This is a genomic window from Streptomyces durocortorensis, assembly GCF_016901035.1.
GTDB classification, from domain to species: Bacteria; Actinomycetota; Actinomycetes; order Streptomycetales; family Streptomycetaceae; genus Streptomyces; species Streptomyces durocortorensis.
Map to the genome: position 1 here is coordinate 1 of NZ_JAFEUF010000122.1, position 21330 is coordinate 21330.

Sequence of the window (21330 nt, forward strand, 5' to 3'; positions counted from 1 at the left end):
CGGGCGGCCGGCAGCCGGGTGCTGATGATCAGCGTGGTGGCGGACCGCGACCGGATCGTCGCGGCCGTCACCGACGGGGGCCCCCGCGCCCGGCCCGGGGGCCGGGGGGGGGGCGGGCGGGGGGGGGGCGGGGGCCGCGGGCTGGTTCCTGCGCGGGCGGTTCTCGCGGAGCCGCTGCGCCGCGTCCTCGGCCCGGCGGCGGTCCATCGTGAAGGCGAACCGTCGGCGTTCCTGAGCGCGCAGATGCACGATGTACGTGCTCAGCAGCACAGCCGGAACGGCCGGAGCCCACAGGAAGCCGAGGCCGCCGACCGCCGCGACGATCGCCCCGAGGGTGAAGGCCAGGAAGAGGACGACGGTGGTCCGCCTGCGTCGCGCCAGGACCTGGGAGCGCTGGGCGCGCCGGGCCTGCTCGGCATCGGCCGCGCCCGATCGCGGGCGCCGCTGGGCGGGGGGCGCGTGCTCCGCGGGGCGCTCGCCGGACCGGCGTTCGTGCGCCTGGCGGTCCGAGGGCTGACGGTCCTGCGCCTTGCGATCCGGGGACTGGCGATCCGGGGACTGATGCCCCGCCCGCCGGTCGTGCGCCGGGCGGTCGGAGGCCTGGTGGCCCGGGGCACGCTCGGGAGCGTGCGCCGGGTCGCTCAACCTGGCTTCCGTATGCGCCGGAGGCGCGGCAAAGGCCCGGACGTCCACGGATTCCATACGGTCCGTTTCCCGGTCCGGGTCGGCGTCGGGCCCCGCCTCCTCGGCGGTGCGCTCCCGCAGCTCCTTGGCGTAACGGCGCTCCATCGCCGCCCGGCCGGACAGCAGCCGGATGGCGGTGCTGAAGCGTTCCGTCGGACGGGCCTCGTTGAGCTCGTCCTGCCTGCGGAGCCACATCGGCACCAAGTAGGCGGCCCAGGCCCCGACGATGACTGCGTAGATGAGGCCGCTGCTGCTCACGCTCACACCGTAGAGGGGTTTGCGCGGAAGGATCCGCCAATTGGCCCGGTGTGTCGCACGATCCGGCTGATATCACGGACTTTTTTTGTGATTGTTCGGATCAACAGACGCCGATAGCCCTATCCGGTGCGGTCATCCGGCGATCAAATTCGAACACTTATTTTATTTCCTCGGTCGGCCCGGAACGTCCCGGCGTCACAGGCCGCGACCGGCGCCACCGCCGGAGCATCCCCTCGGGCACTTCCTCGGCGGTGAGCGCGAAGATCAGGTGGTCGCGCCAGGCGCCGTCGATGTGGAGATAGCGCGGGCGCACACCCTCCGAACGGAATCCGAGTTTCTCCACCACCCGGCGGCTGGGCGCGTTCTCCGGACGAATGCAGACCTCGATGCGATGCAGGCCCACCGAGCGGAAGCAGTGGTCGACGGCGAGCGCCACGGCTGTCGGCATCACGCCGCGCCCGGCGACGCTCCGGTCGACCCAGTAGCCGATGTGACCGGAACACATCGAGCCCCAGGTGATCCCCGCGACCGTGAGCTGGCCGACCAGCCGGCCCTCGTACTCGATGGCGAACGGCAGCATCCGCCCCGCGTTCGCCTCGGCGCGCAGGTGGCGGACCATCTGCCGGTACGTGGGGCGCTGCGCCATCGGACCGCCCGGGGCGGGGGGTGGCACGGTGGCCTCCCAGGGGCGCAACCAGTCGCGGTTGCGACGGTTGACCTCACGCCAGACCCGCTGGTCACGCATCTTTATCGGACGCAGGACGATCTCACCGTCGGTCAGCGTCACCGGCCAGGTCGCGATGTTCAGCTCGGGCTCCCCGGTCGGGGGTGGTCGCCGCCGCGGAGCTGGTCGACGGCGTGCACCAGGAGCCGGCCGAGGACCGCGAGCCCGTCCTTCACCCCGCCGGTGGAGCCGGGGAGGTTGACGATGAGCGTGCGGGAGGCTACGCCCGCGAGGCCCCGGGAGAGGGCGGCGGTCGGGACCTTGGCGAGGCCCTCGGCCCGGATCGCGTCCGGGATGCCGGGGATCTCGTGGTCGAGGACGCGGCGGGTGGCCTCGGGGGTGGCGTCGGTGGGCGAGATGCCCGTACCGCCGGTGGTGATGATCACGTCGTACCCGGCGGCCACTCCGGCTCGCAGGGCCGCCTCGACCGGGTCGCCGTCGGGAACGACCTGCGGGCCTTCGACCGTGAAGCCGAGGGCGGTGAGCCCTTCGGCGATCAGGGGGCCGCCCTTGTCCGCGTACACCCCGGCAGAGGCCCGGTTGGAGGCGGTGACGACGAGGGCGCGGTACGGGGCGCCGCCGCCCGGCGCGGCTCCGGTGGACTGCGGACCTACGGAGGTCAACGCGCCCCCGGTGGGCTCGGGCTCCCGCGCCGGCTGCTCGTGGCCAGCGCCTCCGGTGGGCTCGGGCGGCGTCACGCGTCCGGTCCCGACGGTGCCGCCGGCGCGGTGCGCCGGTAGTCGCCGGACTTCCCGCCCGACTTCGCCTCGACCCGTACGTCGGTGATCACCGCGCTCTTGTCGACCGCCTTGATCATGTCGACGACGGTCAGCGCCGCCACCGACACCGCGGTCATGGCCTCCATCTCGACGCCCGTGCGGTCCGTCGTCTTCACGGTGGCCGTGATCTCCACCGCGTCGTCGGCCACGCTCAGGTCGACCTTCACCCCGGAGACGGCCAGCGGGTGGCAGAGCGGGATCAGGTCCGGGGTGCGCTTGGCCCCCATGATCCCGGCGATCCGGGCGGTGGCGAGGGCGTCGCCCTTGGGGACTCCCTCGCCGCGCAGCAACTCGATCACGCGCGGCGAGACGAGCACCCGGCCGGACGCGCGGGCGACGCGGGTGGTGACGTCCTTCGCCGACACGTCGACCATGCGGGCCGCGCCCGCCTCGTCGATGTGCGTCAGCCTGTTCTGCGTACTCAACTCACTCCGCCTAGCGGTAGGGGCACCGATGGGCCTCGGACCCGGAGGGGGTCCTCCGGAAGGCACGGCGGCAGATACCGTACCGCCACCGGGCGGCGGTCAGCGGAGCAGGATCACGTCCGTCTCCGTGCCGGACTCCACCGAGGTGACGTCCTCGGGGACCACGATCAGCGCGTCGGCCTGGGCCAGCGCGGCGATCAGATGTGAGCCGGAACCGCCGACCGGGGTGACCGTGCCCGCCTCCGCGTCGTAACGGCCGCGCAGGAACTGGCGGCGGCCCTCCGGCGAGGTGAGCGCCTTGTCGGCGCGCAGCTCGGCGCGTGCCGTGGGGCGGTGCACGTCGGGGAGACCCATCAGGGCGCGGATGGCCGGGCGGACGAACAGCTCGAAGGAGACGTACGAAGACACCGGGTTGCCGGGAAGGGCCAGCAGCGGGGTGTGGTCCGGGCCGATCGACCCGAAGCCCTGCGGCTTGCCCGGCTGCATCGCGAGCTTGCGGAACTCGACCCCGCTGCCCGGCTCGTCCTCGTCGCCGACGGAGGACAGCGCCTCCTTGACGACGTCGTACGCGCCGACGCTGACACCACCGGTGGTGACGACGATGTCCGCGCGGATCAGCTGGTCCTCGATCGTGGCACGCAGCGTCTCGGCGTCGTCGGCGACCGCGCCGACCCGGTAGGCGATGGCTCCGGCGTCCCGGGCGGCGGCGGTCAGCGCGAAGCTGTTGGAGTCGTAGATCTGACCGCCGGTCAGTGCCTCGCCGGGCTGGACCAGTTCGCTGCCGGTGGACAGGACGACCACGCGGGGGCGGGGCCGTACGACCACGGTGGAGCAGCCGATGGCGGCGAGCAGACCGATCTGCGGCGGGCCGACGACCGACCCGGCCGCCAGGGCCAGCTCGCCCGGCTTGACATCGCTGCCGCGCTCGCGCACATGGGCGCCCGCCTCGACGGGCCGGTGCACCTTGACCTCGCCGGTGGCGCCCTCCGGCGCGTCGGCGTGGGCGCGCATCCCCTCGGCCGGGCCCTCGCCCGTACCGCCGTCGGTCCACTCGACCGGGACCACGGCCTCCGCACCGGCGGGCAGCGGGGCGCCCGTCATGATGCGAGCCGCCTGTCCCGGTCCCACGACCTGGTCGTCGGCGAGCCCCGCGCTGCCCGCGGCGACGTCGCCGATGACGGTGAGGACCGCGGGGAACTCCTCGCTGGCGCCCTCGACATCGGCGATGCGGACCGCGTAACCGTCCATGGAGCTGTTGTCGAAGGGCGGCAGGGCCACCTCCACGACGACGTCCTTGACGAGGACGCAGCCCTGGGCGTCGGGCAGCTGCAGCTCGATGGGCTCCAGCGGCCTCACCGAGTCCAGGATGTCGTCGAGGTGCTCGTCGACCGACCAGATCGTGCTGCTCACGGGGTTACATCTCCTCAGCGACGTACTTGCGCAGCCAGGTCCGGAAGTCCGGCCCCAGGTCTTCACGTTCGCACGCCAGTCTGACGATGGCGCGCAGATAGTCGCTACGGTCGCCGGTGTCATAGCGGCGGCCCTTGAAGACGACGCCGTGCACGGGGCCGCCGATCTTCTCGTCGGCGGCGAGCAGCTGGAGCGCGTCGGTGAGCTGGATCTCGCCGCCGCGGCCGGGCTCGGTGTGTCGCAGTATGTCGAAGACCGCGGGGTCCAGGACGTACCGGCCGATGATGGCGAGGTTGCTGGGGGCGTCGGCCGGGTCCGGCTTCTCGACCAGGTCGGTGACGCGGACGACGTCGCCGTCGACGGTGGCGTCCGCGGCTGCGCAGCCGTACAGGTGGATCTGCGCGGGGTCGACCTCCATCAGCGCGATGACGCTGCCGCCCTCACGCTCCTGGACCTCGACCATGCGGGCCAGCAGCGCGTCGCGCGGGTCGATCAGGTCGTCGCCGAGGAGCACCGCGAAGGGCTGGTCGCCCACGTGCGGGGCCGCGCACAGGACGGCGTGCCCGAGGCCGCGGGGGTCGCCCTGGCGGACGTAGTGCATGGTGGCCAGGTCGCTGGACTCCTGGACCTTGGCGAGGCGTTCGGCGTCGCCCTTACGGGTGAGCGCGGACTCCAGCTCGTAGTTGCGGTCGAAGTGGTCCTCCAGGGGACGCTTGTTACGACCAGTGATCATCAGTACGTCGGAGAGACCCGCTGCCACGGCTTCTTCGACGACATACTGGATGGCCGGCTTGTCCACGACAGGCAGCATCTCTTTCGGAGTGGCCTTCGTGGCGGGCAGGAACCGGGTGCCGAGACCTGCTGCCGGGATGACGGCCTTGCTGATCCTGGAGGGCGACTGAGTCATGTGCCGACCTTAACGGCTGCACACGGCCGGAAGCTGATATTCCGGTTAACTTCGTCCTTAAATATGCCCATACGAGAACCGTGCGAGTCACCAATGAACACCGACAAGTCCGGAAAGGGGTCCGCGAAGGGCTCCCTGCGGCGCGAACTGCTCGCCGCGCGGGCCCTCCTGACGAAGGAGGACGCCGTGGAGGCCGCCGCGGTTCTCGCCTCGGCCGCCCTGGGCCTCCCCGAACTGGCCGACGCCCGTACGGTCGCCGCGTACGTCTCCGTGGGACGCGAACCGGGCACCCGCGCCCTCCTGGAGGCGCTGCGCGGACACGGCGTACGGGTCCTGCTGCCGGTCCTCCTCGCCGACAACGACCTGGACTGGGCGGCCTACGAGGGGCCCGCGCACCTGCTCCCGGCCGGGCGGGGGCTCCTCGAGCCGGACGGACCGCGCCTGGGCCCCGACGCCGTCCTCGCCGCCGACACGGTGCTGCTGCCCGGCCTGGCGGTGGACGGGGCCGGGATGCGGCTGGGGCGGGGCGGCGGCAGTTACGACCGGGTGCTGGCCCGGCTGACGGCCGCCGGGGCGCACCCGTCGCTCGTCGTGCTCCTGTACGAGAACGAGGTGGTCGCGCGGGTTCCCTCGGAACCGCACGACCACCCCGTGGACGCGGTGGTCACGCCGGCCGGAGCGCGGCGCTTCACAGCTTCTTCCTAGCGCTGCGGCTTCTTCTCGGCTCTACGGATTCAGCGTCAGCGTGTCGACGGTGGACTCGTCGACCGCCTCCCGCCCGAAGGACCAGTCGAGCAGTTCTCCGTCGACCCACTTGTCGGTCTGGTCGGTGTAGTGCGCGTTGAACGCGTGTCCGGAGGCCCCGCTGAGGTTGATCCAGCGGGACTTGTCCCAGTCCCCCACGTTGACGACCATGCGCATCGACGGCACCCACACGACCTCGTAACCGCTCGCCGCGTTCCAGCCGGTGGCGTTGACCGCCGCCTCGCCGCCGCCGAGGTTCCAGGGGCCGCGGTTGAGCGCCCGCTGGAGCAGGCCGGGGCCCTCGGTGCCGAGGGTCTGGTTCTTCAGCGTCAGGCGGTGCAGCCGACCCCAGCTCCAGGTGTCGATGTTCTTGCCGAGCTTGGAGGTCAGCTCCCAGCGGGCGTCGTCCATCGCGCGGGCGAACAGCTCGTCCCGGCTCTCCAGGGCGTCCTCGCGGCCCCGGGCGGGCGCCTTCCACCACGCGTTGTCCTGGTCGTCCACGATGTCGCGGACCACCTGGAACCAGCGGTCGCCGCCGTCCGGCTGCGCGGTGTCGCCGTCGCGCTGGCCGCACTCGCGGACGAGCTTCTTCTGCTGGTCGGCCGGGCCGCTGTTCTTGGCCGGCGGCACGTTCAGGCAGTCGCCCTCGACGCGCATCTCCTTGGGGAGCTTGTTACCGAAGGCGAGCTTCAGAATGTTGCGCCAGACGCCGTTGAAGTACGCGGCGGCGGCCGAGTCCGGCTCCTGGGTGTAGTCCCAGCCCTCCAGCAGCTTCTGGGCCTCGCGGACGCTCGGGTCGGAGATGTTGATCTCCTTCAGCTTGGGCACCAGCAGCGCGGCGATCTCGCTGAAGTTGTCCATCTGCATCTTCTGCATGTCATCGGTCGAGACCTTCTCGCCACCCTTGATCTTCTGGGTGAGGAGGTCGTTGATCCGCTGACTGCGGGCCCCGTAGCCCCAGTCCTTGGTCAGGAGGTGGGGGTACTTCTTCTCGTCGATGACGGCCTGGTTGGCGGTGACGATGAAGCCGCGGTCCGGGTTGTACTCGTAGGGCAGCTCGTCGAAGGGGATGTAGCCCTTCCACGCGTACTTCGGATCCCAGCCCGGCGCCGGCGCCGTACCGTCGAAGCCCGCGGAGCGGACCGGGATCCTGCCGGGGGCCTGGTAGCCGATGTTGCCCTCGGTGTCGGCGTAGATGAGGTTCTGCGAGGGGACCTCGAAGTTCTCGGCGGCCGCCCGGAAGGTGGTGAAGTCCTTGGCCCGGTTGAGCGCGAAGACGGCGTCCATGGACTTGCCGGGCTGCAGCGCGGTCCACTTCAGCGCCACCGCGTAACCGTCGGCACGGTCGGGTGCGGCGTTGCTGACGGGCGCCTTCTGGCCGACCTTGTCCAGTTCCTTGCTGCGGTCGGAGACCAGGGGCCCGTTGTTCGTCTCGCGGACGGTGATCGTCCGGTCACGGCCGCCGGCGACCTTGATGGTCTCCTCGCGGGTCTTGAAGGGCTTGGTGCTGCCGTCGTACAGGTAGCCGTCGTCGGAGACCTTCTCCAGGAAGAGGTCGGTGACGTCGGCGCCGAGGTTGGTGAGGCCCCAGGCGATGTCTTGGTTGTGACCGATGATCACACCGGGCATGCCGGAGAACGTGTACCCGGCGGTGTCGTACTGGCAGCTCGCGGACACCTCCCGGCAGTGCAGGCCCATCTGGTACCAGAGGGAGGGCAGCATCGGCGCGAGGTGCGGGTCGTTCGCGAGCAGCGCCTTGCCGGACGTCGTGTGCCGGCCGTCGACGACCCAGGAGTTCGACCCGATGCCGTTGCCGTTCGGGCCGAGCAGCGCCGGGATCTCGTCGAGGGTGTCGGAGAGGGCGGAGAGCTGGGTGTTCAGGCCCTCGCCGGCCCCCTCGGGGGTCGTGGCGCCGACGTTGTCCGACGGGGTCGCCTCGGGGTCGAACTTGCCCGTGACCGGGGAGATCGCCCCCTGCTCGACGATCGGCCTGTTCTTCTTGTACGGGTACGCGGGGTACAGGTCCTCGATCTCGTCCTGGTCGAGGCGGCTGGTCAGCAGCGAACGGTCGATCTCGTCCTGCATGTTGCCGCGCAGATCCCAGGCCATCGCCTTGAGCCAGGCCACCGAGTCGACCGGCGTCCACTCGGCGGGCTTGTAGTCGTTGGTCAGGCCCAGCGCCGCGTACTCGACCGAGATGTCCCGGCCTTCCTTGCCCTTCAGATACGCGTTGACGCCCGCCGCGTACGACTGGAGGTTCTTCTTGGTGCCCTCGTCCAGGACCTCGTCGTACTCCTTCTGCGCCACCTGCCGCCAGCCGAGCGTGCGCAGGAAGGAATCGGTCTCCACCTGGCCGGACCCGAACATCTCGGAGAGCCGGCCGGACGTCATGTGCCGCCGGACGTCCATCTCCCAGAAGCGGTCCTGGGCCTGGACGAAGCCCTGGGCGCGGAAGAGGTCGGCGTCGGTGTCCGCGTAGATCTGCGGAATCCCGTAGGAGTCGCGTTTGACCTCGACGTCACCGGAAAGGCCGTCGAGAGTCATCGACCCGGTGGTCTGCGGGTACGAGGCCCGCACGGTGGATACGGACCAGTACGCCCCGTATCCGACACCCGCGACGAGCGCCAGCACCAGGACGAGCACGATCAGGCGGGCGCGTCGCCCCTTCTTCCTGCCGGGCTTCTTCGCGTCGGAAGGGCCGGAAGAGGCGGTTGTGTTGGCGGGCATCGCTGTCCTTCGAGGGGCAGGGTGGTCCTGGGAGTGCAGGAGCAACCATAGGCGCAGCGGAGAAGCCACTCGGACGCGGTATAGGGATGCATCCATTTGCGTCTTCCTCGTACGAACACTCGAAGCCGTCAAGGAATCGTTAACGATTAGGTAAGGTAACGAAGTAACTGGCTGCCGGAGGACGATCCGGCAGGCGCACGCAGGGAAGGAACGGCCCCTGACTGTCCACGCGCTCAACGAACTCCTGCTCGTCTGCTCGCTCGTCCTGCTCGTCGCCGTGGCGGCGGTACGGATCTCCTCGCGCAGCGGGCTCCCCAGCCTGCTCCTGTATCTCGGCATCGGGATCGCCCTGGGGCAGGACGGCATCTTCGACGTCAAGTTCGACAACGCCGAACTGACGCAGGTGATCGGCTACGCCGCCCTGGTCGTCATCCTGGCCGAGGGCGGACTCGGGGCGAAGTGGAAAGAGGTCAAACCCGTCCTGCCGGCCGCCGCGGTGATCTCGACCGTCGGCGTCGCCATCAGCGTGGGCATCACCGCCTCGGCCGCGCACTACCTCGTCGGCCTGGACTGGCGCCAAGCCCTCATCATCGGCGCGGTCGTCTCCTCGACCGACGCGGCGGCCGTCTTCTCCGTCCTGCGCAGAGTGCCTCTGCCGCCTCGGATCACCGGGGTGCTGGAGGCCGAGTCCGGCTTCAACGACGCGCCCGTCGTCATCATGGTCGTCGCGCTCTCCGCGGTCGGCCCGGTCGAGCACTGGTACGTCCTGGTCGCCGAGATCGCCATGGAGCTGGCCATCGGGGCCGCCATCGGCATCACGGTGGGCTGGCTGGGGTCCTTGGGGCTGCGGCACGTGGCCCTGCCCGCCTCCGGCCTCTACCCGATCGCCGTGATGGCCATCGCCGTCTCGGCGTACGCGGCGGGCGCCATGGCCCACGGCAGCGGGTTCCTCGCCGTCTACCTGGCCGCCATGATCCTCGGCAACTCCAAGCTGCCCCACTGGCCCGCCACGCGCGGTTTCGCCGACGGGCTCGGCTGGCTCGCCCAGATCGGCATGTTCGTGCTGCTCGGGCTGCTCGTCTCCCCGCACGACCTGGTCGACGACTTCTGGCCGGCCATCATCGTGGGTCTGGTGCTGACGATGGTGGCGCGGCCGCTGTCGGTCTTCCTGAGCCTCGCGCCGTTCCGGCTACCGGCGCGCGAGAAGGTCCTCATGTCCTGGGCCGGGCTGCGCGGGGCGGTGCCCATCGTCCTGGCGACCATTCCGATGGTGTCCGGGGTGGAGGGCAGTACGAGAATCTTCAACATCGTCTTCGTCCTGGTCATCGTCTACACCCTGATCCAGGGGCCGACGCTGCCCTGGGTCGCGAACAAGCTGAACATCGCCGACGACCCGGCCGAGGCCGACGACCTGGGCATCGAGTCGGCCCCGCTGGAGCGGCTGCGCGGCCATCTGCTGTCGGTCGCCATTCCCACGAAGTCGAAGATGCACGGCGTCGAGGTCGGCGAGCTGCGGCTCCCGGCGGGCGCCGCGGTCACGCTGGTGGTCCGGGAGAACAAGAGCTTCGTCCCGTCCCCGGCGACGGTGCTGCGGCGCGGCGACGAGCTGCTGGTGGTGGCCACCGACCCGGTGCGCGACCGGGCGGAGGAACGACTGCGGGCGGTCGCCGAGGGCGGCAAGCTGGCCGGCTGGCTGGGCACGGGCGGATCCCCCGCTTCCGGGGCGCCCGGCACCACGGGTCCGTACGGCGGGTCCGCCATACCTCAGGCGATGAAGCTGGCCAAGAAGCTCGGCGGCGCCAGCGCCAACGGCAGTGGAAGCGGAAGCGGCACTAAAACACGCCCCTGAGCCCTTATGACCTGATCCCTTATAAGGTGACAACACAGGCGATCAGCGGCAAACGCGTCGCGGATCACAGGCCGATACGGAAGCCTCGTGCGCAATCACAGGCGCGCGGGGCATTCCACCTGTAGCATGAAGGCAAACCTGATCGACCAACTCTGTCTGATGCAGAGCTGGCGCGACCGTATGGCGGTCGTGGTGTCTCTTCGCCCGGCGTTTCTTCGCCGATTGCAGCGAGTCGCCCGGCATCTACCGCAGTTCCGCGCGAAGAGGACAGCTCTCGGCCGCTTCCGTCCGGCCCGCCCCACAAGGGCTCCGGGAAGCAGGGCCACCAGGCGGCAGAAAGGCAAGGACCGTGGCGACCACGGTCTCCGACCGCCCCGGATACGGGCAACTGCTGCGCACCCCCGGTGCGTGGACCTTCCTCCTCCCCGGCTTCGCCGCACGGCAGCCCTTCGCGATGCTCACCATCGGCATCGTCCTCCTCGTGCAGCACACGACCGGCTCGTACGGCAGCGCGGGCGCCGTCGCGGCGGTCTCCGGCGTCTCCATGGCGCTGTTCGCCCCGCAGAGCGGCAAGCTCGCCGACCGCTTCGGCCAGCGCGCCGTCCTGCTGCCCGGGGTCCTCCTCCACGCGGTCTCCGTGAGCGCCCTGACCGTACTGGCGCTGACGGACGCACCCCTGTGGGCGCTGTTCGTCGCCGCCGTGCCGACCGGTGCCTCGATCCCGCAGATCGGCCCCATGGTGCGGGCCCGCTGGGCGGCGATGCTGGGGCCGACCCCCGACCGGCCCGCCTCCCCGCTGATGTCCACCGCGGCCGCGTTCGAGTCCGTGACGGACGAGTTCACGTTCGTCCTGGGCCCGGTGATCGCCACCGCGCTGTGCACCGGCGTGCACCCGGCCGCCGGACTGATCACGGAAGCTGCCCTGACCTTGGTCGGCGGCCTCCTCTTCGCGGCGCAGCGCGCCACCCAGCCCGCCCCGCGCGCCAAGGCCACCGCGGCCGAGCCGCACGCCTCGGCGCTCTCCATTCCTGGCGTGCGCGTCCTGGCCGTCACCTTCCTGGGCATCGGCGCGGTCTTCGGCGGGATGCAGGTCTCACTGACCGCGTTCTCCGAGGAGATCGGCCACCCCGGGGTCAACGGCGTCCTTTACGGGATCTTCGCCGCGGGCAACATGCTGGCCGGCATCGCCTGCGGCGCCATCGCATGGAAGAGCAGCCCGCGCCGCCGGCTGATCGTCGGGTACGTGGCGCTGACCCTGACCGCGTCGGGCCTGTGGGCCGTGCACTCGGTGCCGCTGCTGGCCGGGCTCGGTCTGCTGGTCGGCCTCTGCATCGCCCCGGCACTGATCAGCGGCTACACCCTGGTCGAGGCCCTGGTGCCCGCCACCGCCCGCACCGAGGCCTTCACCTGGCTGACGGGCGCGGTGGCGCTCGGACAGGCGGGGGCCGTGACCGTGGCGGGGCGACTCGCCGACGCCCACGGCGCGAGCACCGGATTCCTGGTGCCCCTGGCCGGAACCGCGCTGGCCCTGATGACCCTGCTGGCCCTGCGCTCGCGGCTGACTCCGAGGTCCCCGGGACGCACGGTGGCACGTGGGATCGGTCACCGCGAGCCGGTCACGGTGGACTGATTCCGCGGAATACGTCAGTATGGAGCGTCGTTAGCACTCACTGAGTGAGAGTGCCAGGAGGAGCAAGTGCCGACCTATCAGTACCAGTGCACCGAGTGCGGCGAGGGCCTCGAGGCGGTGCAGAAGTTCACCGATGATGCCCTGACCGTGTGCCCGAGCTGCGACGGACGCCTCAAGAAGGTGTTCTCCGCGGTCGGCATCGTCTTCAAGGGTTCCGGTTTCTACCGGAACGACAGCCGCGGCTCCTCGTCGAGCAGCACGCCGGCGTCGACGGCCTCGAAGTCGTCCGACTCCGCGTCGTCCTCGTCGTCGGGTTCGGACACGAAGGCGAGCGCATCGTCGTCGTCCTCTTCGTCCGCCTCCTCCTCGTCGTCGGCCTCCGCGTCGGCCTCGTCGAGCGGTACGTCGGCCGCCTGAGTCCGCGTACGCCCCACCTGCTTTCTCACCGGACCCCGCCGAGACCACTCGGCGGGGTCCGGTCGTTCCTCCGGGCAACACCCCTGCGGATACGGTGACCGCATGGTGAACGCACATACGGAAACGAACTCCGGTACGAGCACGGAGACGGGTACGCGAACGGGTACGGCGGGGGCCGAGGGTTCCGCGGAGATCGGTGTCATCGGCGGCTCGGGCTTCTACTCCTTCCTGGAGGACGTCACCGAGGTCTCCGTGGACACCCCCTACGGGAAGCCGAGCGACTCGGTCTTCCTCGGCGAGCTCGCCGACCACCGGGTGGCCTTCCTGCCCCGCCACGGACGCGGCCACCACCTGCCGCCGCACCGCATCAACTACCGGGCCAACCTCTGGGCGCTGCGCTCCGTCGGGGTCCGGCAGGTGCTCGGGCCGTGCGCGGTGGGCGGGCTGCGGCCGGAGTTCGGGCCGGGCACGCTGCTCGTTCCCGACCAGCTGGTGGACCGCACCAAGGCCCGCGTGCAGACCTATTACGACGGTGAGACCCGGGCCGACGGGACCGTGCCGAACGTCGTCCACCTGGGCTTCGCCGACCCGTACTGCCCCGAGGGGCGCAGGGCGGCGCTCACGGCGGCCCGGGGGCGGGACTGGGAGCCGGTGGACGGCGGCACCCTGGTGGTGGTCGAGGGGCCCCGCTTCTCGACCCGCGCGGAGTCGCGCTGGCACGCGGCGATGGGCTGGTCCGTCGTGGGCATGACCGGGCACCCGGAGGCGGTCCTCGCCCGTGAGCTGGGGCTCTGCTACACGACGATGACCCTGGTGACCGACCTGGACGCGGGGGCCGAGGCGGGCGAGGGCGTTTCCCACGAGGAGGTGCTCCAGGTGTTCGCGGCCAACGTGGACCGGCTGCGCTCGGTGCTGTTCGACGCGGTGGCCGGGCTGCCGAAGAGCGAGAGCCGCAACTGCACGTGCGCCCATGCGCTGGACGGGATCGACACGGGGATCGCGCTGCCTTAGCGGGGGCGGCCCGGCGGTTGGGCGGAGTAGGCCTCACCGGATCGGGTGACGGAGTTGTCCACAGTGCGGGGACTGTCCACAGGCCTCAGCGGGATCTGCTCGGACCGTGGAAAGTGAGGGGAGTTCGGCCGGACCGACCGGCCGGACTCCCCTTTCCCTTGCGCATTTCCGAGCACATTTCCTTGCGCTCGTCCGCACTCATCCCGGGTGGTGCCATGTCCACTTCTCCCTCTCCTTCCTCCTGCCCTGCCCCGGTGCCCGCGCCGTGCGGGGTGGGGCCGTTCGGTCCTCTGCGGGTGCGGGGCGGTGGCGCGGCCCGGCTGCGGCGGATGCTGCGCCGCCAGCGGCGTGCGGCGGCCGCGGGGCTGGCGCTGGCGGGCGCCGCGCTGGCCACCACGGGCCTGAGCAGCGCCGACGGAGGTGCCGGCCCGCCGGACGCTCCGCCGGGGGCCGGCCGCGCGCCGGTACGGCTGGTCTCCGCGCCGGTGCGGATCGCGGATCCGGAGACGGTGCGGCTGCTGCGGCCGGGAGACCGGGTCGATGTGATCGCGGTGGGTGCTGCGGGCGGTGACGCGCGGGTGGTGGCCCGAGGGGCGCGGGTGGCGAAGGTGCCGCGTACGTCCGCGGGGTCCGGGGCGCTCGTGGTGCTGTCCGTGGAGCGGCCGAGGGGCACGGCGCTGCTCGGCGCGGGCACTTCCGGCCGGCTGGCCGTGGCGGTGTCCGATGCGCACTGACACACCGTCACCGGCCGCGTGGAAATCAGCGGATTGGACAGCGACGCCTTCTCCCGCCTTGGGTGGTGGGGCAGTTTCCTCCCCTCACCGTCCATGCGAAAGAAGGCTCACCCGTGAGCGAGAAGAAGGTCAGTCTGCTGGATGGCTTCAAGGCCTTCCTGATGCGCGGCAATGTGATCGACCTCGCGGTGGCTGTCGTCATCGGTGCCGCTTTCACCAACATCGTGAACGCGGTCGTCAAGGGCATCATCAACCCCCTGGTCGGTGCGTTCGGCACCCAGGACCTGGACAACTACAGCTCCTGCCTCCAGGGCCCGTGCACCACGGACCCCAAGACCGGGGAGATGGACGGGATCGAGATCCTGTGGGGCTCGGTGCTCAGCGCCACCCTCAGCTTCCTGATCACCGCTGCCGTCGTGTACTTCCTGATGGTGCTGCCGATGGCCAAGTACCTGGCCAGGCGGGCGGCAATGCAGGCCGCCAAGGAAGGCGTGCAGGAGACGATCGAGGTGAGCGAGCTGGAGGTCCTGAAGGAGATCCGCGACGCCTTGGTCGCCCAGCGCAGCAGTGGCGGGACCGGCGGGACTGCCGCAGGTCCGCGCGAGGACCGGTAGCCCTCCGGGCGACCGCTCAGATGTGGTGGGGCGGCTTCTCGTCCAGGAAGCGCGCGAGGTCCGCGGCGCTGCCGCCCGTGAGAGGCCGCTCGCCCCACCCCTGGTCCGTATCGTCCGCGGACTGCCGGTCCAGCGGATCGTCGAAGATCAGAACCGGCTTGGGCTTCGGTTCCTGGTGCGGCTGCTCCTGTGGCTGCTGCTTCGCATCACGCGGGCGGGGGGCGGGGGCGGCGCTCATGTCTCCAGGGTACGGCGGCTCACCACGGGGGGTGAGCCGCCGTGGGTCCGGGCGGCGGGCGTCAGCGGTCCTTCGGGTCGAGGAGCCACAGGCCGAGCACGACGAGGAACGACAGGCAGAGGAAGCCGGCCCCCCACCAGGCCGTGCCGGTGTTGCCCTCCATCCACTCGTCGATCAGGACCGTCAGCCCCCAGAGCTGGCCGATGACGACGGTCATGGCCAGGGCGAGCCGGGCAGTCAGCTTCGAGGAGCGCTCGGGGTCCTGGTCGGTGCCCGCTCCGGGCCCGGGGCCGGTGTGCCGGACGCGGGGATCGCCGTACCCGCTGGTGGGGCGGATCTGCGGATACCGCTCGTGGACGGGCCGGTTCAGCCCGGGGTCGGCGCTGCCGGGGTGGTAGGTGGGGTAGTGGCTGCCCGGGGGTGGCAGCGGCTGCTCAGGGTGCGGGGTGTCGCTCATGCCCGCCTGCCCGGGTTCTCGGCGGTGGCGGACGTCGCACCGGCTCCGCGCCCGGGGCCGGCCGGAGGAGCGGCCGCGGTGGCGAGCGCGCGTCCGGCACCCTGGCGGCCGGGTTCCGTTCCGCCGCCGGACCGGGGTGCGGGTCGTTCACCGGTGCTCAGGTTGCGGGCTGGTGCCCCGGCGGCCCGGGGCGGGGCCTCGGCTCCGTCGGCGCCCGGGCAGCCGATACGGGCGGCCAGCTCGGGGCGCTCGCCGCCGAGCTGGCGGCAGAGGCCCTCCTCGACGCTCTCGCCGGACCGGGTGGTCCCCACGGCCCAGACGCTGCCGTCGTCCTGCTCGACGACCACGACCTTGGGCAGCCCGCGCGGCGGCGGGCCCGCGGTGACCTCGCCGGACCGGGCGTCGAAGACGCCCTCGTGGCACGGGCAGTACAGCTCGCCCTCGGTGCCCCGGTCCTTGCGCCAGAGCACGGCGCAGGCGAGGTGGGTGCAGACGGCGGAGTAGCCGACGAGGGTGCCGTCGTCGAGGCGGACGGCGACGGCCCGGTCCTCCTCGCCCGGGTAGCGGAAGGCGATCGATTCGCCGGGCGGCAGTCCGGCGGCGATGCGCTTGGGCTCGGGGGCCTTGCCCTCCTCGCCGTCGCCGTGGCGGTGGAGGATGCCCGCGGCCACCCCGATGCCGCCGACGGCGAGACCGCCGGAGACGGTGGTGACGATCCGGAGGTAGTCCCGCCGGGTGGTGAGGGAGTCGGCGGCGATCCGGTCCTGGAGCGCCTCGCGGGGGTCTCCCCCGGCGGGATGTTCGCCGGCCGGCTGCTGGTCGGTGACGCTCATCGGCGGACGTCCTTCCCGTTGATCTCGACGACGGGAAGACCGCCGGGGACCGGCCACTGGACGCGTTCGGCGGGGACCACCATGGCCACGCCGGTGCGGACCTCGGTCTCGCCGAAGACGAAGGTGTCGGCGACCTGGACGCCGGGGCGCTCCGCCTGGAGCTCCTCGACGGTGCCGTAGAAGAGCGCTCCGGTCGGGCAGACGGTGGCGCACATGGGGGCGAGGCCGTAGGCGGTGCGGTCGTAGCAGAGGTTGCACTTCATCTGCAGCTTCGCCTGGAGGTCGATCTTCGGTACGCCGAAGGGGCAGGCGTTGACGCAGTTGGAGCAGCCGATGCAGCGGGTGGTGTCGGCCTGCTGCACCACACCGTCCGCGGTCACCAGGATCGCGTCGGCGGGACAGACCTCGGCGCACGGGGCGACCGGGTCCTCGCAGTGCATGCAGACGGTCGGAAGGGAGGCGACGGACTGGCCCTCGTCGGTGTAGTCGAGGTGGATCATCGATTTGCCGCGGTGCGAGTCGCATTCACGGCAGGCGGAGACACAGGCCTGGCAGCCGATGCAGCGCCCCGGGTCGATGAAGATCGTTCTGCCCATCATGGGGCCTCAGCTCCTCTCCGAGGTGCCACGGCCCTGGGGGGCCGTGGGAGGCAGCGGGTCGGTACGGGAGACCTGGGTCTCCGGGTAGGCGACATGGCCAGGGGCGACCGGCGGGGCGGGGACCTCGTCGATCCGTTCGGCGTGCTCGATACGGCAGGCGCACACCTTGTACTCGGGGATCTTGGAGCGGGGGTCGAGGGCGTCGATGGTGAGGGCGTTGGCCGCGGTGGGGACGGGCCAGTGGTACGGGACGAACACGGTGTCGGGGCGGATCGCCTCGGTGACCAGGGCGGGGAAGACCTCGCTGCCGCGCCGGGTGACGACGCGGACGGGTTCGCCGTTGCGGAAGCCGTGCGAGGGGTGGATCTCGGCCCAGGGGCGCGGGGTCTGTTCGACGAGGGCGCCGAGCCTGCGGGTCTGGTTGCCGGAGAGGAAGTGGGCGACGGTGCGGCCGGTGGTGAGCGACATGGGGTGCTCGTCGTCGTACGGGTCCATCGGCGGGTGCCATTCGACGACCTGGAGGTGGATCCTGCCGTCGGGGTGGTAGGTCTTCCCGTCCTCGAAGAGGCGCGGGGTGCCGGGGTGGTCGGTGGTGGGGCAGGGCCAGGCGATGCCCCCGGTCTCCTCCAGCCGTTCGTAGGTGATGCCGTAGTAGTCGTTGACGGTTCCAGCGGAGGCGACGCGCAGTTCGTCGAAGACCGACCGTGAGTCGGGGAAGTCGAACTTGTCGCCGGCGCCGAGGCGGCGGGCGAGTTCGCAGATCACCCAGGTGTCGGTGCGGACGCCTGGAGGCGGGTCCTGGGCCTTGTTGTGCTTGACCACGCGGGCTTCCGCGTTGGCCATCACGCCTTCGTCCTCGGCCCAGGTGGTGACGGGGAAGACGACATGGGCGTTGGCGGCGGTCTCGGAGAGGAAGAAGTCGAATTGGGCGTGGAACTCGGTGGTGTCGTACCCCTCCTTGACCACCCGGTAGTTGGGCAGGGAGACGAAGGGGTTGTTGCAGATGCCGATCAGGCCGCGGATCTCGCGGCGCTGCATCTGCCAGACCATTTCCATCATGGAGGTCCCGGCGGGAGGGAGTTCGGACTCCTCGATGCCCCAGATCTCGCAGATCTGGCGGCGGTGCTCCTCGTTCATGATGGAGCGTCCGCCGGGGAGGAGGTCGGACTTCTGGCCGTGCTCACGGCCGCCCTGCCCGTTGCCCTGGCCGGTGATGGTGCCGTAGCCGGCGCCGGGCTTGCCGATGTGGCCGGTGGCGGTGCAGAGGTTGATCACGGAGAGGCAGTTCTCGACGCCCTGCGAGTGGTGTTCGATGCCCCGGGCGTGCCAGGCCATGGCCTTGGGGGCGCGGGCGAAGGCCCGGGCGACCTGGACGATCTGCTCGGCGGGGATGCCGCAGATCGCGGCGGCGCGGGAGGGCGGGTATTCGGCGGCCTTGGCCTTGAGCTCCTCCCAGCCGGTGGCGTGGTCGGCGAGGAAGTTCTCGTCGGTGAGCCCTTCCTCGATGACGACGTTCAGGACAGAGGTGAAGAAGGCGGAGTCGGTGCCGGGTTTGAGGGCGACGTGGATGTCGGCGGTCCGGGCGATGGCGGTCTCGCGCGGGTCGATGACGATGAGGGTCGCGCCGCGGTCCCGGGCTCCCCAGACGTACTGGGTCATCACGGGGAAGCACTCGCCGACGTTGGACCCCGCGATGAGCAGGCAGTCGGTGAGCAGGATGTCGGAGAAGGGGTTGCCGGCCCGGTCGATGCCGAAGGCCAGCTTGTTGGCGCCCGCGGCGCTGACCATGCAGAGGCGGCCGTTGTAGTCGACGTGCCGGGACTTGAGGGCGACCCGGGCGAACTTGCCCACCAGATAGGTCTTCTCGGAGAACAGGCTGGCCCCGCCGAGCAGCCCGAAGGCGTCGTTGCCGTACGTCTGCTGGATGCGCTTGACCTCGGAGACGGTGAAGTCGAGCGCCTCCTCCCAGGAGACCTCGCGGAACTCCTCGTCGCGGGAGCGGCGCATCAGCGGGGCGGTGAGCCGGTCGGGGTGGTTGACCTGCTGATAGGCGTTGATGCCCTTGGGGCAGAGCCGCATCCGGTTGATGTCGTGGTTGCGGGGTTCGACGCCGAAGACCTTGCCGCCGCGGTCCACGCGCAGGTACATCCCGCACTGGACGCCGCAGAAGCAGCAGTGGGTCGGCACCAGCGTCTCGCCGTTCTGGTCGGCGTGCCACTGGTCGGCCGGGATGCCGCCCGCGTCCCGGAAGGCGCGGGTGCCGGGCGGGGCGAGCGAGGGATCCAGGGGGATGAAGGTGCGGCGGTCGGCAGCAGCTCGCGGATCCGCGGTCACTTGAAGCCCTTCTTCACATGGGAGAGGTAGGCGCTGCCGCGCAGCACCCGCTTGCAGCGCGGGCAGTATTCGGCCCAGGCGTCGAAGTCGAGGCGGAGGTCGCGCATGGTGCCGCGCAGGTTCTCGACGTAGGGCCCGGTGTCGATGGGCTCCTCGCAGCGGCGGCAGGCGAACACCTCGTCGTCCTTGCGGCCGGTGTACTTGAACAGCTGCATGCCGACCGCGGCGGGGCGCTGGACGATGTGGAAGAACTTGCCGAACGGGATGTAGATCAGGGTGAAGACGACGGACACCATGTGCAGGATCGCCAGGAACTGGTAGCCGCCGCCGTGCAGGAAGACCGAGGAGAAGGTGAGCAGCAGGCCCGTCACGGAGATGACGATGAGGGCGATCAGCGGCACCAGGTCGTAGGCGAAGCGCTGGCCGGTGACGGCGCCGCGGTCCTTCATCCGGCGCCACAGGAAGTAGGAGGCGCCGGGGATGACGAGGACGGCGGCGATGTCCAGGCCGTGGAACATCAGCCAGCCGAGAATGTTCAGGGAGTCGAAGCCGAGGATCTTGAAGCCCCAGATCCGCATCTCGTAACCGGGTCCTGAACCGGTGCCGGAGGTGAAGGTGAACCAGCCCCAGGTGAGCGGGAAGGTGATCAAGGCGGCGAGGATGCAGCCCCAGAAGATCAGCTGGTGGGCGGCCCAGCGGGCGTGGGAGCGGGCCCCGAGGAACTTCTGGAAGCCCAGATAGGTGGCGATCATCTTCGGCAGGGCGGTGGGGGCCCGGCGGAAGTTCTCGTACGAGAAGAGGCTGCGCCAGCCCTGTTTGAAGAGGCGTCGGGCGCCGGGGGCCGAGATCCAGACGGTGTACCGGTAGGCGACGCCGAAGGCGAGGAAGACCGTGGCCACCGCGTAGGGGAGGAGGGCCGAGTCGAAGTTGCGGAGCATCCGGCTGCCGAGCACGATCGCGAGGATCAGGAGGGCGGAGACTGCCACTCCGGCGAGCGTGGCCCGGGTGGTGACGGACCGGGGTCCGGTCGGCGCGGGAGGCGTGGCCGCGGGTTCGCCGGGGGCGGGGGGCTCGGCTGCTGCGGTGGCTTCTGAGGGCTCGGTCACCCGGCCACCGTAGGACCGTTTGGGCGGATTGAACCCGTTTTAGGGAGTGAGAGGGTGAGCGGGTCGCCCGGACAGTCGCAAGGGTCGCCTTGCCCGGGCCGGGTCCGCGCACCCCGCTCGCGCCTGGCCCGCACGCCCCGCCCACGCCTGGCCCACGCACCCCGCAGAGCGAGGCTCGCACCCCGCTCACACCCGGCCCGCACGCCCTGCCGGGCGAGGCTCGCTTCGCGCCCCGGGGCGCCGGTACGTTCGAGGCGCATCGGCCCGCGCTCGCCCGCGGGCCGCGATCCCGACCGGAGGAGCCGCACGATGACCCGTCAGGACAAGGCCCCCGGCCTGGACAAGACCCCCGGCCTCCCGCCCCTGCTGGACGCGCTGACCGATGTGGCGGGGATCCGGGTCGGCCACGCCGAGGTCGCCGGCGTCGGCGCGTTGAGCGGCACGACCGTCGTCCTGGCGCCCGAGGGCGGGGCCGTGGCTGCCGTGGACGTACGGGGCGGCGGGCCGGGCACGCGGGAGACGGACGCGCTGGACCCGCGCAACCTGGTGCAGCGGGTCGACGCGGTCGTCCTCACGGGCGGGAGCGCCTTCGGGCTCGACGCGGCGTCCGGCGTGATGGCCTGGCTGGAGGAGCAGGGCCGGGGCGTCCGGGTCGGCCCCGGACCCACCCAGGTGGTGCCGGTCGTCCCGGCCGCCGCCCTCTTCGACCTCGGCCGGGGCGGCGACTGGCGGGCCCGCCCCGGCGCGTCGACCGGCCCCCCCCCCGCCCCCCCCCCCCCCCCCCCCGGGCCCCGGGGGCCCCGGGCCGAGGGGGGGGGGGGGGGGGGCCCCCGCGCGGGGGGGGGGGCGG

General features: G+C 71.4%; 20 protein-coding genes and 1 pseudogene. 8 read left to right on the top strand and 13 right to left on the bottom strand.

The genetic code is table 11. The features are described from left to right. The 6 genes from JS521_RS21640 to galU all read right to left on the bottom strand — a co-directional run. Nucleotides 1–942 (bottom strand): SepX/GlpR family protein (locus JS521_RS21640; protein WP_307847932.1); only part of this gene is annotated, 942 nt, incomplete at its 3' end. A 157-nt stretch (nucleotides 943–1099) separates the two neighbouring features. Beyond that, nucleotides 1100–1729, bottom strand: a complete 630-nt coding sequence (locus JS521_RS21645) for a GNAT family N-acetyltransferase (RefSeq protein WP_205084604.1) — start codon at nucleotides 1727–1729, stop codon at nucleotides 1100–1102. 17 nt (nucleotides 1730–1746) lie between these two features. Beyond that, nucleotides 1747–2289 (bottom strand): MogA/MoaB family molybdenum cofactor biosynthesis protein, encoded by a 543-nt coding sequence (locus JS521_RS21650; RefSeq protein WP_205084620.1) that lies wholly within the window; start codon nucleotides 2287–2289, stop codon nucleotides 1747–1749. A gap of 71 nt (nucleotides 2290–2360) precedes the next feature. After that, nucleotides 2361–2870: a cyclic pyranopterin monophosphate synthase MoaC gene (gene moaC / locus JS521_RS21655; RefSeq protein WP_205084605.1), complete on the bottom strand. Its 510-nt coding sequence runs from the start codon at nucleotides 2868–2870 to the stop codon at nucleotides 2361–2363. Nucleotides 2871–2969: 99 nt separating this feature from the next. Next, entirely contained in the window at nucleotides 2970–4280 is a 1311-nt protein-coding gene (gene glp, locus JS521_RS21660; RefSeq protein ID WP_205084606.1) for a molybdotransferase-like divisome protein Glp, read from the bottom strand. Nucleotides 4281–4284: 4 nt separating this feature from the next. Beyond that, on the bottom strand, nucleotides 4285–5187 hold the full coding sequence (galU, locus tag JS521_RS21665; RefSeq protein ID WP_205084607.1) for a UTP--glucose-1-phosphate uridylyltransferase GalU: 903 nt from the start codon (nucleotides 5185–5187) through the stop codon (nucleotides 4285–4287). A gap of 93 nt (nucleotides 5188–5280) precedes the next feature. On the opposite strand from galU, the gene JS521_RS21670 reads away from it, so the two are divergent. Beyond that, nucleotides 5281–5892 carry a 5-formyltetrahydrofolate cyclo-ligase gene (locus tag JS521_RS21670; RefSeq protein WP_205084608.1) on the top strand — a complete coding sequence of 204 codons (612 nt, stop codon included), beginning with the start codon at nucleotides 5281–5283 and terminating at the stop codon, nucleotides 5890–5892. A gap of 21 nt (nucleotides 5893–5913) precedes the next feature. Here JS521_RS21670 and JS521_RS21675 read toward each other — a convergent pair whose 3' ends face one another. After that, on the bottom strand, nucleotides 5914–8658 hold the full coding sequence (locus JS521_RS21675; RefSeq protein WP_205084609.1) for a penicillin acylase family protein: 2745 nt from the start codon (nucleotides 8656–8658) through the stop codon (nucleotides 5914–5916). 277 nt (nucleotides 8659–8935) lie between these two features. On the opposite strand from JS521_RS21675, the gene JS521_RS21680 reads away from it, so the two are divergent. The 6 genes from JS521_RS21680 to mscL all read left to right on the top strand — a co-directional run bounded on the left by JS521_RS21680 (nucleotide 8936) and on the right by mscL (nucleotide 14913). Then, nucleotides 8936–10507, top strand: coding sequence for a potassium/proton antiporter (locus tag JS521_RS21680; RefSeq protein WP_372448603.1), 1572 nt, complete (start codon nucleotides 8936–8938; stop codon nucleotides 10505–10507). A gap of 349 nt (nucleotides 10508–10856) precedes the next feature. Next, nucleotides 10857–12137 carry an MFS transporter gene (locus JS521_RS21685; protein ID WP_205084610.1) on the top strand — a complete coding sequence of 427 codons (1281 nt, stop codon included), beginning with the start codon at nucleotides 10857–10859 and terminating at the stop codon, nucleotides 12135–12137. Nucleotides 12138–12203: 66 nt separating this feature from the next. After that, entirely contained in the window at nucleotides 12204–12554 is a 351-nt protein-coding gene (locus JS521_RS21690) for an FmdB family zinc ribbon protein (protein WP_205084611.1), read from the top strand. Nucleotides 12555–12656: 102 nt separating this feature from the next. Continuing rightward, nucleotides 12657–13565, top strand: coding sequence for an S-methyl-5'-thioadenosine phosphorylase (locus tag JS521_RS21695; protein ID WP_205084612.1), 909 nt, complete (start codon nucleotides 12657–12659; stop codon nucleotides 13563–13565). 296 nt (nucleotides 13566–13861) lie between these two features. After that, the gene (locus JS521_RS21700; RefSeq protein ID WP_372448604.1) at nucleotides 13862–14299 is read left to right on the top strand and encodes a hypothetical protein; all 438 of its coding nucleotides are present in this window, start codon (nucleotides 13862–13864) and stop codon (nucleotides 14297–14299) included. A 113-nt stretch (nucleotides 14300–14412) separates the two neighbouring features. After that, nucleotides 14413–14913, top strand: coding sequence for a large conductance mechanosensitive channel protein MscL (gene mscL, locus JS521_RS21705; RefSeq protein WP_205084614.1), 501 nt, complete (start codon nucleotides 14413–14415; stop codon nucleotides 14911–14913). A 16-nt stretch (nucleotides 14914–14929) separates the two neighbouring features. Here mscL and JS521_RS21710 read toward each other — a convergent pair whose 3' ends face one another. The 6 genes and pseudogenes from JS521_RS21710 to JS521_RS21735 form a co-directional block, all read right to left on the bottom strand. Beyond that, the gene (locus tag JS521_RS21710; RefSeq protein ID WP_205084615.1) at nucleotides 14930–15151 is read right to left on the bottom strand and encodes a hypothetical protein; all 222 of its coding nucleotides are present in this window, start codon (nucleotides 15149–15151) and stop codon (nucleotides 14930–14932) included. Nucleotides 15152–15212: 61 nt separating this feature from the next. Continuing rightward, the gene (locus JS521_RS21715) at nucleotides 15213–15608 is read right to left on the bottom strand and encodes a hypothetical protein (protein WP_205084616.1); all 396 of its coding nucleotides are present in this window, start codon (nucleotides 15606–15608) and stop codon (nucleotides 15213–15215) included. A gap of 143 nt (nucleotides 15609–15751) precedes the next feature. Then, nucleotides 15752–16441 (bottom strand): annotated as a pseudogene (locus JS521_RS21720) (QcrA and Rieske domain-containing protein); the annotation flags it as partial. Continuing rightward, nucleotides 16438–17040 carry a 4Fe-4S dicluster domain-containing protein gene (locus tag JS521_RS21725; protein WP_010059620.1) on the bottom strand — a complete coding sequence of 201 codons (603 nt, stop codon included), beginning with the start codon at nucleotides 17038–17040 and terminating at the stop codon, nucleotides 16438–16440. The pseudogene JS521_RS21720 and the gene JS521_RS21725, both read right to left, overlap by 4 nt. Nucleotides 17041–17046: 6 nt before the next feature. Then, complete coding sequence (locus JS521_RS21730) at nucleotides 17047–19374, bottom strand: molybdopterin oxidoreductase family protein (protein WP_205084618.1); 2328 nt, start codon at nucleotides 19372–19374, stop codon at nucleotides 17047–17049. Beyond that, complete coding sequence (locus JS521_RS21735; protein ID WP_205084619.1) at nucleotides 19371–20480, bottom strand: MFS transporter; 1110 nt, start codon at nucleotides 20478–20480, stop codon at nucleotides 19371–19373. Before JS521_RS21735 ends, JS521_RS21730 begins: the two co-directional genes overlap by 4 nt. 309 nt (nucleotides 20481–20789) lie before the next feature. On the opposite strand from JS521_RS21735, the gene JS521_RS21740 reads away from it, so the two are divergent. Beyond that, nucleotides 20790–21330: P1 family peptidase (locus JS521_RS21740; protein WP_239487619.1), on the top strand; the 541-nt coding region annotated here is incomplete at its 3' end.